This window comes from Undibacterium sp. Di27W, assembly GCF_049340345.1.
GTDB lineage: Bacteria > Pseudomonadota > Gammaproteobacteria > Burkholderiales > Burkholderiaceae_D > Undibacterium.
In genome coordinates, this window is record NZ_JBMPOS010000001.1 from 621131 (window position 1) to 637160 (window position 16030).

Sequence of the window (16030 nt, forward strand, 5' to 3'; positions counted from 1 at the left end):
CTACCTTGAGTATTTGTTTGTAAATGATTGAGAGGTGAAAATATGAGTGCCATAAAGTTTCTCATCTTGATAGCTTCGCACCTGCTTTCATTGTTTTGCAGTATGTGGCTTCTTTTAAAAATAGCCAATCTCATCATCGGGGATGACTTGCCAGATACCGTAGGGCTGATTATAGGACTAGCTTCCTTCGTCTTTTCTTTAGTCGTTCTGTATGTGGTCGGAAATTTATTGGATGGCTCATTTACTGAGAAAGGTAAATTGAGAAATATCAGAGAGGCGGAACTCAAAAGAAAGAATGAAGCTCAGGGAGTGGCAGACGAGCAAGCATTGAAAAACCATTTTAGAAAAATGAAGAGATGGTTTCAGGTTATGTGCTGGTCTGTTGCGATTTTTTTTATTTTACTTGTTCTAACCATGCAATTCCAGTCCATTGTTAGTCGGAAGATATCAGGGACAAGTTTGACAACAGGGACAAGTTTGTCAATTTTTCATTGGATTCTGCTAATAGCCATAATCGCTTACTTGATGGTTTTTATTAAATTGTCAATAATCGTCAAACAGTTAGGCAAAAGTCAAATAATTTGGGTGTGGGGGCCATTGATTTGCACAAGTGGCCTCGGAATCTTCTTTTGCTATGGCTTGATTCAAGAGCACAACCCTGAAAAAATAGAATTTGCACCAGAGAAGCAAATCAATTTGCCAGCGACAGAACTTGTATCAGTAAATAAAATCAAGTCACCTATGCCATTCTCCAACCGAGTCTTTCTGTTGTTCTGTGGACTGGCCTTTATAACTGCGGCAAGGGGGTATATAGAATCTCGCAATCTAAAAGATAAATTTTCTGCTGCTGTCATTGCTTGCCATCAAGAGAGTGCACAAAATATCGCCTCACTTGAGCTTGTTAGTAAATCAGGAAAAATTACTCAGACTATCGTCGCACCAGGAGTAGGGAAATTTGCTTTTCCAATAGACATGCATCTTGATGAGATTTGGTCAGCAATCCGCAATAGCCTTCTTCTTAATGAAGGCTCCCCAGCATATATTCAATTGCCTAATGCTAATTGGAAATTCGCCCCTATGAGTACGACAATCAGTGCTGAGGAAAAGGCTATTGCATTTAGTTTGCTTCGCAGACAAGGGGAATTAAAGGCGACCTATGAAATATTTGACGTGAATGGGCGCACTTTTTTGCTGGAAGGAGCAGCAGGCTCTAGCCGGAGCACAACAATATCTGTAGTCCGCCCTTTTTTGGTGGCAGATTCATGGTGCAACGTGGAAAATCTATCTAGCAATGCGCGTTCTGTAAATAAATCAAAGACAACTCCGACGCAAGACGAACTATTGCAAGCGAACAAAGCAAATTATGCAGATAGAAACAGAAAAAACATTTACGAGTCATATGCTATAGCTTTGATTCTATTGGTACTCGGTATTATCCCCGCCATTTGGTATTTCTTCCTGAGACGCTTACGTGAGATTGCGACGGCAATTCGTGGAGAGTAAATGAATTTGATTTGATTCTTGGCATTTTTAACGCTCTACAATGAAGGATGTCTCTTCTATTCCGACATCAGCCATTGATGGGAGGGAGTTGGGCATACTGACAAAGATACTGCTCAAAGACAAAGAAGGGGTCACCCATTAGCCCCCGGTAGTCAAGTAGTCGAATAAGAGACTCGCAACACACCTCGATCAAATTGATTACGCCACCACATGATTGTTTCAAAACGCCGTCGTGCCTTTTGCTTCAACGTGTGGTTGCGTGAATCGCAGCTTCACCCATGTGTAACTAGCGAAACATAAAACGGGATTCGTCCAAGTAGCACAGCTACTCCAGAAGCATCTCAGTACAGCGTTGCGTCCAAGTGATGGGCAGATCTGTGGCTACCGGATTCGGTTCCACCCCCTTGTGGCTCTCATTGCAGACGACTCATTGTGAAACAACGATTGCGATGGCAGAAACTGCGTGTCCAATCAGGTCTGATGGCTTGTGATCCAACCCCACTTGCTGGCTCACGCAGTGCTGCCAACTCTCAGGTGAAACAGCGTTCCACCGAAAAACTTTCCCCAGTCTTCAACATATGAAAACAAGCTCTTGCCAGCTTATGTGCTACCGCCTTGATGGCAATAATGCCATTACGCTTGGCTTTCTTGCGTTGATAGAATTTCTTTGCCACCTCTGAATAGCGAATCGCGAAATTGGCAGCTTCCACATAGGCCCAAGCCAGAAAGCGATTGCCATTTTTAGTATTGCCTTCTCCCTTCTTTTTACCATTCGAGGTATGCACACTACCTACGCAGCGGCAATAGGAAACATAGTTACCCACATCTTTAAACCGTTCGATAGAGCCGGTTTCCAGCAAGATCACTGTCGCCAAGGCGTCACCGATACCAGCGACACTTTTGAGTAGTGAAAACCCGGGATAGGTAGTGCACACCTTTGCCAGTGTTTTTTCGATCTGAACGACTTGCGCGTTGAGTGCAGGCATCACCGATAGATTTGCCTTAAGCGCCATGGCCTCCATCTCACCCAAGCCCATTGTGTCTATCTCATCACAAGTGAGTTTCTTGAACAGATTAGCTGCCAAATGCGCACCATGCTGCTGGTCCATTTGTGTTTCTATCGAGAGAATTTGCACCGAACGTTGCTGTACCAATTGCATGCGCTTGCGCGCCAGGTCACGGACACCTCTTAATTCTTTTGGCATGATATAACCTGTAGGCAGCAAGCCAAGACGCAAGACATGCGCCAGATGCCTGGCGTCTGATTAATCACCACGATGTTTTAAATCCATCATATTGTTTGATTGCTGTGGTATTGGCCAAATGAACCTGATAACCATGCTCTTGCAGTCCATCCACCAGCCAGTACCAATTAAAAGTCGACTCCACAACGACACCAGTAAGCTGAAATTGATAGGGGGCAAACGCAGCATAAATCGCCTCCAGGTCATTAGCCAACCGCCTCGAGTACAACACCTTGTCGGATTCGTCTGAAATAACCACAACGCTATTGTTCGAATGTAGGTCTATGCCGCAAAATAACATACTGTCCTCCTCGTTAAAGTTTCGTTCGCAACTTAACTTTACTCCTTTGGATTACGCCAGTGGAGGGAGGCGGCTAGATGATTATCAGTTCTTACATTACGACAATTCCAAGAATAGAATTGTCGTAATGTAAGAACTGATCTTTTCTTTTTAAATAACAAACGAACTGAAAAGTGATAAGTAAAATATGTGTGCAATGTCTACAAATATGCTTGTACTCAAAAGAACAAGAAGACAGCCGAAAATTGGTGATATCTTTGCATATCAACTTGGGCCAGTGCCAGATAAATTTTACTTTGGGAGAGTAATTGCGACAGATGCAGAACTGGGAAACTGTCCTGACGTCATATTGATTTATCTGTACAAAACACCCTCATCAGAGAAAACAGTAATTCCAGAATTATTGACATCCGATTTGTTGGTTCCGCCAATTGGGACAAATAAAAAACCCTGGACTATGGGGTATTTTGAGTTTATTGAAAATCGCGAAATTTTTTCAAAGGATAGATTAGTTTCACATTGTTTTTACCGCCCATTAAATGGGAGATTTTACGATGAATATGCAAATGAATTACCTCATTCAATCGAACCTGTTGGCATCTTCGGATTAAGTGGACTTGGAGCTATTGATGATGAAGTTAGTGATGCACTGAGAGTTCCCAAGGTAGCGGGGTAGTTTAGTCTCTATCTGAATTTAGCTTGTCAAGAGGAGAAATGAAGTATCTGCCTCTTTTGACTAAACCCAGGTTAAAAGAAGTAACGTCTTCAACGAAGAAAAAGAAAGGGGGGGCAGGTTCTGACGCTTCCCCTCATTTCTCATATCGATTAATCGTGGAAATCAACTCCGCAAGGGCTGAAGCGAGTTGATCCACCGTGATTTTCGGCGGCTTACAAAGAAGGGAGTAGGTCTTACATTCATACATTTTCTAAGAATAGAATTGTCGTAATGTAAGCGTAGTAATCGGCCCCGCCGAAAATCGCGCCGAAGAAACAATCAATATAATTTTTATGGCAAAGTATCGAAGACACCCAATAGCCGCTAGGTTAATGCAAAAATGGGGTCACTCATTAGCCCTCGTAGTCAAGCAGTCGAACAACATATTCGCAACACGCCGCGATCAGATTGATTACGCCACCACACGTTTGTTTCAAAATGCCGTCGTGCCTTTTGCTTCAACGTGTGGTCGCATGAATCGCAGCTTCACCCGTGTGTATCTAGCGAAACATAAAGCTGGATTTCGCCCATTAGCACCGCTACTCCAGAAGCATCTCAGTACTGCGTTGCGTCCAAGCGATGGGCAGATCTATGGCTGCCGGATTCGGTTTCAACCCCTTCTTTTTTGCTTTAAGGGCTTGCGCTGGATTCTCGATAAAAATGCGGGAGTGACGGTTGGATGGGTATCGCCGTGAACATTGGCAAGCGTTTTTGACCGCCGACACTAAGCCCGCTATCGTTTGCAATGTACAAAGATAGTCGCAGACTCACTCAGGTCTCCCCCGACAATACCGCAAGTTCAACAAAGCTGTACCTCTCATCCATCCATGGTTTATTTGAAAAGAAATAGCGATACTGCGTGCGCTGCGGTCTGCTTATTAATTGAGCGGTGGTGGCACACAACAACCGGCTTGCTGCGCAGAGTTGCCGAGCGTGGCATTCAATATATGCAAACATGGATGAAAAAAATGACTATGCATTTTAAGACCCTGATCACCCTGGCCAGCGCTGCGATGTTGCTGGCTGCTTGCGGTGGCGGCAGTAGTAATAATTCCAGTAGCGCTACCACGACCACGCCTGCGGTAGTTGTGCAGACACCGGCGATATTGACCGGAGCGGCCTTGCAGGCAGAAGTCGATAGATTTCGTAAAGACAGTGGTTATCCTGGCGTGTCGGTGACGATAGTCAACCAAGACAAAATAGAAACTGTCGTCAGTGGTGTGCGTGAAATCAATACCAGCAAGACTTTGCTGGCCACTGATTATTTCCAGATGGGCTCGCTGACCAAGGCTGCCACATCGACCATGATTGCCCGTCTGGTCGAGCAAAAAAAGATACGCTGGGATAGTACCGTAGCAGAAATTTTCCCCGAATGGCGTGCACAGATGCGGCCTGAATTTTTAAATGTCACCCTGGAACAGATACTGCACCACCGTTCAGGCTTGCCGCGTGAGATCAATGACGCGACCGCTGCCAAGGCGATACCTTTATTGACCGGTAATTCAGTGGCCGACCGGCGCGCACTGGTGGGCCTGATGTTACAGGATGCACCCGAATTTACGCCTAATAGCAAGATGCAGTATTCCAATATCGGCTATACCCTGGCTGGCCTGATGGCAGAAACAGTGGGCGGCGACAGCTATGAAAATCTGATGCAAAAAGAATTGTTCGGGCCGCTCGCCATCAAGGCTTATCTGGGCTTTCCTGAAGATAAGAGCCCTAATAATGCTGGCCACACCCTGGTGTCAGGCAGCTGGAAAGTTACCGCGCCGGTATATGACCCACGTTATGCCTATTTCATCAATGCCGCAGGCGGCATGACCCTGACCCTGGCTGATTATGGTATTTTCTTGCGTGAAAACCTGCGCGGCCTGCAAGGACAAAGCAGCTACCTGAGCAAAGCCAGCTTCACCGCACTGCACACGCCGATTGATGAATACGGCCTGGGCTGGGGCGTAGTCAACGTGCCGCAACTCGGCAACGTCAGCTCCCACAATGGCACCGAGCTGACCTATTACTCCGCTACCTACCTCATTCCGAGCAAGAATGTGGCGATTGCGGTGACCTGCAATTGCTATGATACGAGCATCATCCCGACGGTAGACAGCTTTATGGCCTCTTTGATGAGTCCTATTGTACCCAAATAAGTTTTCAGACCCAGGGGTATGCAGATATCCCTGGGCTGCGCTGGCAAGATCATCTCGCCCAGCCCGGGAGCTCTTACATTTATGCATTTTCTAAGAGTAAAATTGTCGTAATGTAAAACGTGACCCCATCTTCCCCCTAAATGACAACAAGAATGCATCAATCAAAATCGCTAGCAAGTGCTGCCTTGGCATTTCTATTCTTTATACATTTTGGAAAAGCATTTGCATCTGACGCGATGCAAAATCATTGTGAAGGTATTTTTTCTGCGAAAGCAGAAAAGTCATTTAGTGAGGGGGAGTTAACCCCTAAGGATATTTGGTCTCCAAATGGCCAATTTTCAATAAAGGCAACTACGAAAACCATTAGCATGCAAAAAAATGGTGAGCAAGATTTTCCATTGAATGTCTTGGTGAATCCGGCGCTGATGGAAGTTGTTTGGAATAACAATTCACAAGGTTTTGCGATCAATTTGAGTGACGGTGGCCTTGTCGGAACGTGGGAGCCTAAACTGTTTACTATTGGCCCAGGTGATGTTCCTGTAGAAGTCGATCTACGAGCTATCTTAGATCAGGCGTCAAAAAAATATCTTCGTTGTAGCCCGGAAGAGGAGGCAAATTGGGGAGTGCTTACTTGGTTGCGAGGGGATATTCTAGTAGCAGCAGAGGTGCCCCCACATTCATCTTGTAAAAATATGGGGCAATTTTTTGGATTTAGAGTTTCATTGAAATCAAAAAAAGTGATTGAAGTTTTCTCAGAAAAAACACTTCGAACTAAATGGAAAGAAGTTTTAGAATGTCGTTTTTATTGAGCAGAACCAGGAGCAACCATTGATGAATTTACTATGAATTAATATGATTTTAATTTCCTTTCCACCGACAGAAGCTGAAGTCAACGAGTTTGCGCATACATGGACCAATAGCCTGGTAAGCGAAGACTATGAAGCTGCATTTGAAATGCTGCACTTCGTTGCAACGTATCCAGGACGTTCATGGGTTAGTAATCCAAATGAATTGAAGGCCTGTATATCCAATCGTGGTAGCCAAACCCCCATCGAAGGCGAGCCCTCGTACACCGTTACCGGGATTTCCACCGCGAGCGGAGAATTGTGGGACAACTACTTGAACCTTGCACCAACTTATGAGCGCTATCCAGGTTGTATTGGCAGGCTGGATTGGTGGTTGCCGTTAAACGGGGAGTGGAGTGACCTTCAAGCATCCTTTGACATAGTGAAGGCGGAAGGAGGGGCGGCATTCGTGCTGGTCGCTCTGAGAATTCCTTGAGCACACATTCTATGGAGGTGTGTTGACAAGTGCGACCATCACCCGTTAGCCCTCCGGTAGTCAAGTAGTCGACCAACATGCCAAATGGGCGTATTAATATGGACGACGATGTTGCGGGACTCGTAAAAAAATCATCAATCAAGCTGGTAATTGGATGATTGGGGGGAGAGCGCGAACCCAAGACTCCTGCTGTGGAAGGAAAGGGGCAGTATCAGTTTAAAAATCTGCTCTGATAGTTGATTGGCGCAATATCAAAAAATATTAGATGAGAAACATGCAAGAGAAACTCCAGGATCACCTTACTGCGAGCCGTAATTCTGTGAAGATTTTTTAATAAAAATTTAGATGAAAAAATTTGTACTGCCAATTATTTGTTTCTCGACTATCGGATTGCTAATTGTTGTTTCTTCCGCGATTTTTATGGGGAAGCAAGTATTTATTCATCGAGATGTTGAGACCAAGGTCACTGCATTGATTGATGAGATGACGACCAGTCCATCCAGGCAAGAGCGTGCTTTTTTAGGTTTACAAGAATTGAGTGAAGAGGCGATTCCCTATCTTGTGGGTCATCTTGATGATATGCGTCCTTTAGCCGTTCCAGAGGTGCACTTGGTAAATAAAGCACCAGGAGCATTTGAGCGTACTGCGCATTACGGCCCTGTAGTTGTACATGATGGCCTTTCTCTCGTGCTGGCACAATTAACTAAGCGGCATGTCATAGTAGGGTATGGCGTTTCGACCAGACAAGATAGGGAAAAAAATCGAGACGAATGGATGGATTGGTGCAAATTAACATATCCTGCAAAAATTAAGGAATGTGGATTCCCTGATTTGAACATCCCAAAATATTAAATAGGACTAACACAAAGCCGCCCCAAAGCGTTACAGCTCTTGGCCGTACTAAAAACGGTCTACGTTGCTGATGCCTTGTTGGGACAATTCAGCAATTGGCAATCCTCAATTTGCCTGCCTCCAAATTACATCCTGGCTTGGTCTAGGACGTGGCAGAAAAATATTCGTGTCCCAGGCTGAAAAGTCTTTGATACTCTTGATTGGCTAGGGACATAGATTTTCAAGAAATAATGTCACCTTGTGACCAGAAGAAACATCCTGAAAATTATTATAATTGTCCGGTGCCATCGTGATCTCTATGCCAGGAGGCTAGAACATGCAACAAGATGAGAATAACTTTTATGCGACGCACCAAGCACCAGCTTGGCATGAGTATGCAAATTTTTTAATATTTGTAAAAATTGATGAAAATGTAAATGTAAAAAGATGGGAGCAATTATGGTGCAAGCAAATCGGAGATAAAAAATTCCAGATTTGCTGCATTCCTTTTTTTTCGTATGAAATGGATTTGGGTGATGAAGTTGAGACTAATGAAGATCATATTTTTATCAGAGTTGTAAAAAGATCTGGATATAAAACGCATCGTATTTGGTTTGGCGATTCTTTTGAAACTAATATCGAGGAAATTGTGGATTCTTTAAAAAGAATAGGTGCCGAATTAGAATGGTCTTCAAAAAATTTGCTTGCCGTTAGCGTATCGACGGCAAACATAAATAATGAGGTATTAAAATATTTGTCTCCCCTTCATGATCAAGGTAAATTAATTTATGAATCGGTAACCCGTGAAGTTTTGAGTGTTCAATAAATAAAAAAGCTGCGAGAGATTTAAATGTCTGTCTCAAAGATTCATTTGTTAATACCTGACAAGAATGCTCAGGACTTTCAATCTCTATCTACTGGTCCTTATCTAATCGATCAAGATATCTGGGCTCTTACCAAAAATGTGGAGCTTGGTGGCGTTTTTGTTGACTATATACGGGATGCATGCAGCATCATTGTGGGCGTGCGTTATTGGTTGATGGATGACGTGAGTTTTGATCGTCATCGGGTGTTTACATTTTTCTTGAATGATTCCCGGTTTTTTTTCAATCAGGCAGAATTTTTTGTAAATATACTTTTTGATGAAAAAAATATTGCTGATTTCAAGAAAAATTTATTGCTTATAGATAGTGCGCAAGATTTGGGTCGTGACAGTGTCATTACAAACGGCAACAAATATGGCATTGCCTTTGAAATTGATGCGAGGGCTGCTTTTGATTGATAAAGGTAGTTCTCTACAAAATTGGTAATTTGGGGTGAAAATTTAGCAGCCCACTATAGGCCAGAACGTCGTGGTGAATGGTGTTTGTCCAAGAAAATAGGCCATGCTGTAGAGGTGATGCTTAGTGTCATGCATCTTTAGTTGGTCGATAAGCCGGGGCCAGTACAGCATTTTTTACCTGGTCGAGTGCGCTGATGTTTGCCAGTTTTAATCTGTAGCTGGCTGTATCCAAATACCCTTCTGGCGAGCAATCGACTTGCCATTGACGCAGCACATAGCCAGCCACTGCCGCTCGCAGTTTAACTTCCAGTTTACCGTTTTTCATGCCGTAGTCACGCATGATGGAGCTGGGGTGAGGGTGGGTAGGGTGGGGACGTAGTTCTATGTTTACCATGAGCTGCCATTGTTCGTCGGCTATCAGTTGTTCATGTTCTTGTACGGCGTGACGTGCATCCTGATTTTTGATGGGCCTGATATTTTCCATGCGTGTCAGCACCAGGTCGCGGAATTCTTGCTTGTTTCTGTCATAGGCGCGCACATGCCAGCGCAGGCCGGAATCGACCAGGGCCAGGGGGACGATTTCCCTTGGTGACAGGCCGGTCTTCATGGAGTGGTAGCTCAGGCTTAGCGGATATTGTCCATGGATGGCACGGGTCACTGTTGCCAGGTCTGCCAGCTTGGGCTGGTTTAACCGGGCTGGCAGATCGTGCGCCAGTAAATCCTGGCCTATGCTGCCCTCACCATCACCAAATCCTGAGCATAGTGCTGACAAGACTCTTTCTGCCTGGTGCTGGAACAAGGGCTGGAAACTGTCGCGATAGTGATACATCTTGCCTTCATAGGTGGCATTGTCTGGTGCCAGCTCTTTATAGAGCACCAGGTCGCGGGTGCCTGCAGCGGAGGCGATGCCAAATCGCTCCATGACATCTTTGCGCGTCACTTTACCTAAAAACCACAGGCGAAATTCGATGAAGGCCAGGCGTTCACGCTGGGCGGCAGGTAATTCAGTGAGCGGGCTGGTTTGCATGGTCTTGGGAAAATACTTTGATAAAAAACATTTTATCATCGAATCATTTTGATGCTATCATTTATTTGAGATCAAATTGATTCGATTGTGTTTGATGCGCAAATTGTTGTGCATCTGGATGAAAGCAAAGGATAGTCATGAGTCTGATACAACAACTGCCGTCGGGGCCACTCGACATTATTGGTGATGTGCATGGTGAATATGAAGCCCTTATCCATCTCTTTAAGCATCTGGGCTATGAGGATGATGGCAGCCACAGGGACGGGCGCAAGCTGGTCTTTGTCGGGGATTTTTGTGACAGAGGGCCTGATAGCCCGGCTGTGCTGGCCCTGGTTGAACGTCTGGTCAAGGCTGGCAAGGCGATGGCGGTATTGGGCAACCATGAAATGAATCTCTTGCGTGGCAGCGCCAAGGATGGTTCTGGCTGGTTTTTTGATGAGCGACAAGCCAAGGATGAACCCAAGTATGCGCCATTCCAGCGCCTGGCGGAGGAGAAAAAGGCCGATACTATTGCATTTTTATTGTCTTTGCCCATTGCTCTGGAGCGAGCAGATGTGCGCGTCGTCCATGCAGCCTGGCAGCATGAGCATATAGAGGCGATACGTGATTTATCTATAGGTAGCGTGATTGAGCATGATGAGCGCTGGAATGCTGAAACAGATTTGCTGGCTGGAGAATTGAATGCAGCAATGCAGGATGAGCTGGCGAGTTATCCGCCGGGCCTGGAAGATCCGCATCAGGAGCCACCCTTCATGCCTGCCCACGCGCAGCATGATGTGATGATACAGATGCGTAACTCTCTACGGGTGCTGACTTCAGGTGTAGAGCGCGAATGGCATTCCACTTTTTATTCTGGTGGTAAATGGCGTTTTGTCGGCCGTGTGCCATGGTGGAATGAATATGAGTCGCAAGTGCCGGTCATTGTAGGACATTACTGGCGCCGATTTTCATCATTTGATCGTGCCCAGGTTGGCAAAGGGGATGCCGATTTGTTTGAGGATACCAAGCCCAGTTCATGGCATGGCAAGCATGGCAATGTATTTTGCGTGGATTTCTCTGTGGGTGGACGATGGTCGGCGAGAAAAAAGAATCCGCTCTCAGTCTCAACACACCACAAGCTGGCAGCCTTGCGCTGGCCTGAGCGTAGTTTGCAATTCGACGATGGTCATGTGCAGTCTACGGATTCGTTTCAGCTTGCCAGGAACATGGCTGAGTAAATGTTGATTTGCTGATACACCGCACTGTGCCAAGTTTTAAGCTCGAAGGAGTGTCTCGGTTAATCTGGTCTTGATGTCAAGCTGCTGTTGCTTTTCGTCATCAAGGCTTCATTTGCGCTACCCCTGTTTCAGGCTATACTTTGGACAAGCATCACCTCTTATTGCGCTGGGAATTTCATCATAATTCCTGGTAAGCAAAACCAGAATGTCATTATTCATGGCATTTTGCAGCAGGGTCTTTCTGAGGTTTTTCATATTAAAAACATAAAAATCAGTATGCGTGGAGACTTGACAATAGGCCCCTGGCTTCTTCATCTGTCTTCCTTGCGCTGATTTCAACTTTTGTCTTTTTCGGATACCCAGGAAAATCTATGAATCAATTATCACGTTTGAAGATTAGCAGTCGCCTGGCGGTGGGCTTTGGTTTGGTGATTCTGTTTTCTTGCGGTTTGCTCGTCCTGGGTTTGTTCAGGTTAAGCCAGCTACAGGCATCGACTGACTATATTTTCAATACCAAGGTCGCCAGCCTTGATGCTGCTACCGATATGCGTGAACAGGGCCGTGCACTGGCTCTGGTATTGCGCAAAATGACTGCGCCCAGCGATATGGCTGAGGCGGAGCGCGAAACCAAAAAGCTGACAAAAATTCTTGAAGGTTATGATGCTTCAGAGGCATCTGCCAAAAAACTGATTGATGATAAAGAGGGAAAAGATACCCTGCAAAATTCGGTAGACCAAAAACGCCAGGTCCTGGCAATTGCCAACAAGATCAAGGGCCTGGTCGCTGAAGGTAATTATTTTGATGCAGCCTCGGTATTGCAGACAGAATTTAATGCACCCAATGAGAAATGGATGTTGTCCCTGGGGGAACTGGCACAGCAACAGCATAAAGCCATGAAAGCTGCCTACGATGAATCGCTGACCAATTATAAAAGTGCCAGATTGGGCATGTTACTTATAGGCGTGTTGACGATAGTCATAGGCTCGCTCGCCGCCTGGCTCATCGCCAGGACCATCGCCGGGCCCATCAAGCGCTCGGCCATCATTGCAGACCAGATTGCCAATGGCGATTTGAGCAAACCAGTTGAAGCGAGTGGCACAGATGAAATTGGTGACTTGCTGCATTCACTGAAGATGATGCAGGAAAATCTCTTGAACACGATTTCCCAGATCAAGACAGGCACAGAAACCATCACAGTCGCCTCGCAAGAAATCGCCAGCGGTAATGCAGACTTGTCTAGCCGTACAGAATCGCAAGCCAGCTCACTGGAAGAAACTGCCTCTTCTATGGAAGAGTTGACCAGTACAGTCAGGCAAAATGCTGATAATGCCAGGCAAGCCAATCAACTGGTGGTTTCTGCTTCTGGTGTGGCGGTCAAGGGCGGGGCAGTGGTCGGCCAGGTCGTCAGTACCATGGGTTCGATCAAAGAAAGTTCACGCAAGATAGTCGACATTATAGGCGTCATTGATAGCATTGCCTTCCAGACCAATATCCTGGCCTTGAATGCGGCGGTAGAGGCGGCCAGGGCTGGTGAGCAGGGGCGTGGTTTTGCCGTCGTGGCAGCAGAAGTGCGCAACCTGGCACAGCGTAGTGCCAGTGCTGCCAAAGAAATCAAAGCGCTCATCAGTGATTCTGTAGACAAGGTAGACCAGGGTAGCAAACTCGTTGACGAAGCAGGCAAGACCATGGATGAAATCGTCACCAGTGTCCAGCATGTGGCTGACATCATGAGCGAGATCACGGCCGCCAGCCAGGAACAAAGTTCAGGCATAGAACAAGTGAACCTGGCGATTACACAAATGGATGAAATGACGCAGCAGAATGCGGCCTTGGTAGAGCAGGCAGCCGCAGCGGCAGAAAGCATGGAAGAGCAGGCCGTGACGCTGGCAAAGGCCGTCAGCGTATTTCAATTGCCATCGACCATGCAAGCTGCAGACGCTGGCCCACAAGCGCGTCGTTTTACGCCCAGGCAGTTGGGCAATAGGGAGTCATAAGACCTTGCCAGGGTTCATCAGGTTTTGCGGGTCCAGCGCAGTCTTGATGGCGCGCATCATCGCCATTTCCAATTCGGATTTATAGAGTTTGATTTCATCCCGCTTCAACATGCCTAAACCGTGTTCAGCAGAAATCGATCCTTTGAACTGGTGCACCTGGTCATGGACGATGCGGTTGATGGCAGGCTGTTGCAAGATGAAATCAGCATCGCTGCTACCCGCTGGGGCCGAGACGTTGTAATGCAAATTACCATCTCCCATGTGGCCAAAGCAGACGATCTGGCAGCCTGGAAATGCGATTGCTAATTCTGCATCAGTGACGTAGATGAATTGGGGGATTTGCGACACCGGGATGGAAATATCATGCTTGATATTCTTGCCCTCCCTGGCCTGTGCTTCTGAAATAGATTCGCGCAGCTTCCATAAGGAATGGGACTGGCTGATGGAGGTGGCGCAGACGGCATTGACTGCGTGACCATCATTGATCGCCTGTTCCAGCACTTGCTCCATCAATGCGATGGCATGGGTTTCTGATTCGTGATCCGATATTTCCAGCAAGGCGTAATAGTGATAATTACCTACAAACGGGTGCTGCAATTGCGGAAAATGTTTTAGCACCAGTTGCAGGCTGAAGTCAGAGATCAATTCAAATGCTGTCAACGTCGGTCCCAGCGCGTGCTGGCATAGTCTGAGCAAGTCCAGGGCAGCATCGGCATTATCTAGCGCTGCGAATGCGGTAATTTGTGCGCGTGGCTGTGGAAATAATTTCAGCACAGCAGCAGTGATGATGCCCAGTGTGCCTTCTGCGCCTATGAACAGGTCACGTAAATCATAGCCGGTATTATCCTTGCGCAAACCACGCAGGCCATTCCAGACTTCGCCCTGGGCAGTGACGACTTCCAGCCCCAGGCATAATTCTCTGGTATTGCCATAACGGAGTACTGCCGTGCCGCCGGCATTGGTCGACAGGTTGCCACCTATGGTGCAACTGCCTTCAGATGCCAGTGACAAGGGAAATAATCTATCCTGTGCAGCCGCTGCTGTCTGTACGTCCGCCAGCAGGCAACCAACCTCTACTGTCATGGTGTTGTTGCTGACATCCACGGCCAGCACGCGATTCATGCGTTTGAGAGAAATGACGACGGCGTTGCCAGACTGGTCAGGTATGCTGCCCAACACCAGGCCAGTATTGCCTCCCTGGGGTACGCAGGCAATCTGATGCAAGGCGCAGAGTTGTACCAGGCGCGCCACTTCTTCTGTCGATTGCGGCAGTAGCACTGCCAGCGCCTTGCCCAGATAGCGCTGACGCCAGTCTGTCAGATAGGGATATTGCTCTGATTCTTTGGTCAGGACAAAGTCACTGCCTACGATAGCGCTACAGGCAGACAGAAAATCGGATGTCATGATGTCGCCTTCAATCTCATTCCGCGGCCGCTTTTGCTTTTGCCAATGCCTTCGCAGCTTTTTTCAAGGGGCGCAGATACAGTATGATGCTCAAAAAGAACAGCATGGACAACGCAACTTCTGCATACGCCAGGGCCATGGACAACACCGTGCGGTCACTATAAGCCCTGACTATGCCTTCAGTAAAATATAGCCAGATCAGCATGGATGACCATTGCATGGTGTAGTTGTCACGCTTGAGTACGCCCCGCAAGGGGATCAGCAAGGGCAGGGCCTTGAGTACCATCCATGAGCCGCCCGGGCGCAGCGGTGCCAGCAACCATTCCCAGGCTATGCACAGCACAAGCAAGGCGATCAGGCTGGCTGAAGCCAGCAGGTAGTACTTTTTTTCTGGTGTTGCGCTACTCATGCCTTAGCCTGTAATTTTTTGCTGGTTTCTGCCAGGCGTTTGCCCAGGGCGATTGCCAGCTTGCGGCTGTCTTCTGAAATGGCTTGCGCCCCATCCTGGCCTGCCCAATGGGTCGCGCCATAGGGGCTGCCACCAGTTTTGGTGGTCATCAGTTCGGAGTGGCTGTAAGGTAAGCCCAGCATTAGCATGCCGTGATGCATGAGAGGCAGCATCATGCTCAGCAGGGTCGATTCCTGGCCACCATGCATGCTGCCGGTGGAGGTGAAGACACAGGCCGGTTTGCCCGTCAGGGTGCCGGATAGCCAGTCGGCTGCCGTGCCATCCAGAAAATACTTCAGGGCAGCAGCCATATTGCCAAAACGGGTGGGGGAGCCCATCGCCAGTCCGGCACAGTCCTTGAGGTCAGACAGTTCAACATAAGGCGCGCCTTCAGACGGGACCTCAGATGCTGTTGCTTCTGCTACGGTGGAAACAGCAGGCACGGTGCGCAGGAGGGCATTGCAACCAGGTACGCTTTCTATACCCTGGGCAATAAATTCTGCCATTTTTCTGGTATTGCCATGTCGTGAGTAAAATAAAACTAAAATCGTGAGTTCTTGTGTAGTCATGCTTGTATTATAGAAGTCTTTTTTCCTGGTCTCTGGTTAAAATCGAGGCATTTATCTCTCTAGCTGC

14 protein-coding genes and 1 pseudogene are annotated in these 16030 nt (G+C 47.0%); 10 read left to right on the forward strand and 5 right to left on the reverse strand.

Annotated elements, in window-relative coordinates; all coding sequences use genetic code 11:
* The first annotated feature begins 42 nt into the window (after positions 1-42).
* A complete protein-coding gene (locus ACO0LF_RS02790) occupies positions 43-1503 on the forward strand; it encodes a hypothetical protein (RefSeq protein ID WP_423011671.1) in 1461 nt (486 codons plus the stop codon).
* 530 nt (positions 1504-2033) lie between these two features.
* Here the strand turns inward: ACO0LF_RS02790 and ACO0LF_RS02795 are convergent.
* Positions 2034-3048, reverse strand: a pseudogene (locus ACO0LF_RS02795) (IS110 family transposase).
* Between the two features lie 196 nt (positions 3049-3244).
* On the opposite strand from ACO0LF_RS02795, the gene ACO0LF_RS02800 reads away from it, so the two are divergent.
* From ACO0LF_RS02800 to ACO0LF_RS02830, 7 genes are all read left to right on the forward strand, one after another.
* A complete protein-coding gene (locus tag ACO0LF_RS02800) occupies positions 3245-3724 on the forward strand; it encodes an Imm26 family immunity protein (RefSeq protein ID WP_423011673.1) in 480 nt (159 codons plus the stop codon).
* A gap of 1007 nt (positions 3725-4731) precedes the next feature.
* The gene (locus ACO0LF_RS02805; RefSeq protein WP_423011675.1) at positions 4732-5910 is read left to right on the forward strand and encodes a serine hydrolase domain-containing protein; all 1179 of its coding nucleotides are present in this window, start codon (positions 4732-4734) and stop codon (positions 5908-5910) included.
* A 152-nt stretch (positions 5911-6062) separates the two neighbouring features.
* Positions 6063-6719, forward strand: coding sequence for a hypothetical protein (locus ACO0LF_RS02810; RefSeq protein WP_423011677.1), 657 nt, complete (start codon positions 6063-6065; stop codon positions 6717-6719).
* A 43-nt stretch (positions 6720-6762) separates the two neighbouring features.
* Positions 6763-7191, forward strand: coding sequence for a hypothetical protein (locus ACO0LF_RS02815; protein WP_423011679.1), 429 nt, complete (start codon positions 6763-6765; stop codon positions 7189-7191).
* A 345-nt stretch (positions 7192-7536) separates the two neighbouring features.
* A complete protein-coding gene (locus ACO0LF_RS02820) occupies positions 7537-8043 on the forward strand; it encodes a hypothetical protein (protein ID WP_423011681.1) in 507 nt (168 codons plus the stop codon).
* A gap of 316 nt (positions 8044-8359) precedes the next feature.
* Entirely contained in the window at positions 8360-8848 is a 489-nt protein-coding gene (locus ACO0LF_RS02825; RefSeq protein WP_423011683.1) for a DUF4265 domain-containing protein, read from the forward strand.
* A 24-nt stretch (positions 8849-8872) separates the two neighbouring features.
* Positions 8873-9304: a hypothetical protein gene (locus ACO0LF_RS02830; RefSeq protein ID WP_423011685.1), complete on the forward strand. Its 432-nt coding sequence runs from the start codon at positions 8873-8875 to the stop codon at positions 9302-9304.
* Positions 9305-9431: 127 nt separating this feature from the next.
* Here the strand turns inward: ACO0LF_RS02830 and ACO0LF_RS02835 are convergent, their stop codons facing one another.
* Complete coding sequence (locus ACO0LF_RS02835) at positions 9432-10370, reverse strand: helix-turn-helix transcriptional regulator (RefSeq protein WP_423011687.1); 939 nt, start codon at positions 10368-10370, stop codon at positions 9432-9434.
* 98 nt (positions 10371-10468) lie between these two features.
* Between ACO0LF_RS02835 and ACO0LF_RS02840 the strand changes: the two genes are divergently transcribed.
* Both ACO0LF_RS02840 and ACO0LF_RS02845 read left to right on the forward strand, forming a co-directional pair.
* On the forward strand, positions 10469-11548 hold the full coding sequence (locus tag ACO0LF_RS02840; RefSeq protein WP_423011689.1) for a metallophosphoesterase: 1080 nt from the start codon (positions 10469-10471) through the stop codon (positions 11546-11548).
* Between the two features lie 371 nt (positions 11549-11919).
* Positions 11920-13542 (forward strand): methyl-accepting chemotaxis protein, encoded by a 1623-nt coding sequence (locus ACO0LF_RS02845; protein ID WP_423011691.1) that lies wholly within the window; start codon positions 11920-11922, stop codon positions 13540-13542.
* On the opposite strand, the gene ACO0LF_RS02850 is transcribed toward ACO0LF_RS02845, so the two are convergent.
* The 3 genes from ACO0LF_RS02850 to wrbA are packed head-to-tail and all read right to left on the reverse strand — an operon-like array spanning position 13537 to position 15963.
* Positions 13537-14946, reverse strand: a complete 1410-nt coding sequence (locus ACO0LF_RS02850; RefSeq protein ID WP_423011693.1) for an FAD-binding oxidoreductase — start codon at positions 14944-14946, stop codon at positions 13537-13539. The two genes, ACO0LF_RS02845 and ACO0LF_RS02850, sit on opposite strands and share 6 nt — an antisense overlap.
* 16 nt (positions 14947-14962) lie before the next feature.
* On the reverse strand, positions 14963-15355 hold the full coding sequence (locus tag ACO0LF_RS02855) for a DUF2069 domain-containing protein (RefSeq protein WP_423011695.1): 393 nt from the start codon (positions 15353-15355) through the stop codon (positions 14963-14965).
* Positions 15352-15963: an NAD(P)H:quinone oxidoreductase gene (gene wrbA, locus ACO0LF_RS02860; RefSeq protein WP_423011697.1), complete on the reverse strand. Its 612-nt coding sequence runs from the start codon at positions 15961-15963 to the stop codon at positions 15352-15354. The genes ACO0LF_RS02855 and wrbA overlap by 4 nt, the downstream gene beginning before the upstream one ends.
* Positions 15964-16030: the final 67 nt, after the last annotated feature.

Excerpts from the sequence above, each read along its gene's own strand:
- ACO0LF_RS02835 (WP_423011687.1), bottom strand. The coding sequence starts at position 10,370 with ATGATAAAATGTTTTTTATCAAAGTATTTTCCCAAGACCATGCAAACC.
- ACO0LF_RS02790 (WP_423011671.1), top strand. The coding sequence starts at position 43 with ATGAGTGCCATAAAGTTTCTCATCTTGATAGCTTCGCACCTGCTTTCA.
- ACO0LF_RS02815 (WP_423011679.1), top strand. The coding sequence starts at position 6,763 with ATGATTTTAATTTCCTTTCCACCGACAGAAGCTGAAGTCAACGAGTTT.
- ACO0LF_RS02805 (WP_423011675.1), top strand. The coding sequence starts at position 4,732 with ATGACTATGCATTTTAAGACCCTGATCACCCTGGCCAGCGCTGCGATG.
- ACO0LF_RS02800 (WP_423011673.1), top strand. The coding sequence starts at position 3,245 with ATGTCTACAAATATGCTTGTACTCAAAAGAACAAGAAGACAGCCGAAA.
- ACO0LF_RS02850 (WP_423011693.1), bottom strand. The coding sequence starts at position 14,946 with ATGACATCCGATTTTCTGTCTGCCTGTAGCGCTATCGTAGGCAGTGAC.
- ACO0LF_RS02820 (WP_423011681.1), top strand. The coding sequence starts at position 7,537 with ATGAAAAAATTTGTACTGCCAATTATTTGTTTCTCGACTATCGGATTG.
- ACO0LF_RS02840 (WP_423011689.1), top strand. The coding sequence starts at position 10,469 with ATGAGTCTGATACAACAACTGCCGTCGGGGCCACTCGACATTATTGGT.
- ACO0LF_RS02845 (WP_423011691.1), top strand. The coding sequence starts at position 11,920 with ATGAATCAATTATCACGTTTGAAGATTAGCAGTCGCCTGGCGGTGGGC.
- ACO0LF_RS02830 (WP_423011685.1), top strand. The coding sequence starts at position 8,873 with ATGTCTGTCTCAAAGATTCATTTGTTAATACCTGACAAGAATGCTCAG.
- ACO0LF_RS02810 (WP_423011677.1), top strand. The coding sequence starts at position 6,063 with ATGCATCAATCAAAATCGCTAGCAAGTGCTGCCTTGGCATTTCTATTC.
- wrbA (WP_423011697.1), bottom strand. The coding sequence starts at position 15,963 with ATGACTACACAAGAACTCACGATTTTAGTTTTATTTTACTCACGACAT.
- ACO0LF_RS02825 (WP_423011683.1), top strand. The coding sequence starts at position 8,360 with ATGCAACAAGATGAGAATAACTTTTATGCGACGCACCAAGCACCAGCT.
- ACO0LF_RS02855 (WP_423011695.1), bottom strand. The coding sequence starts at position 15,355 with ATGAGTAGCGCAACACCAGAAAAAAAGTACTACCTGCTGGCTTCAGCC.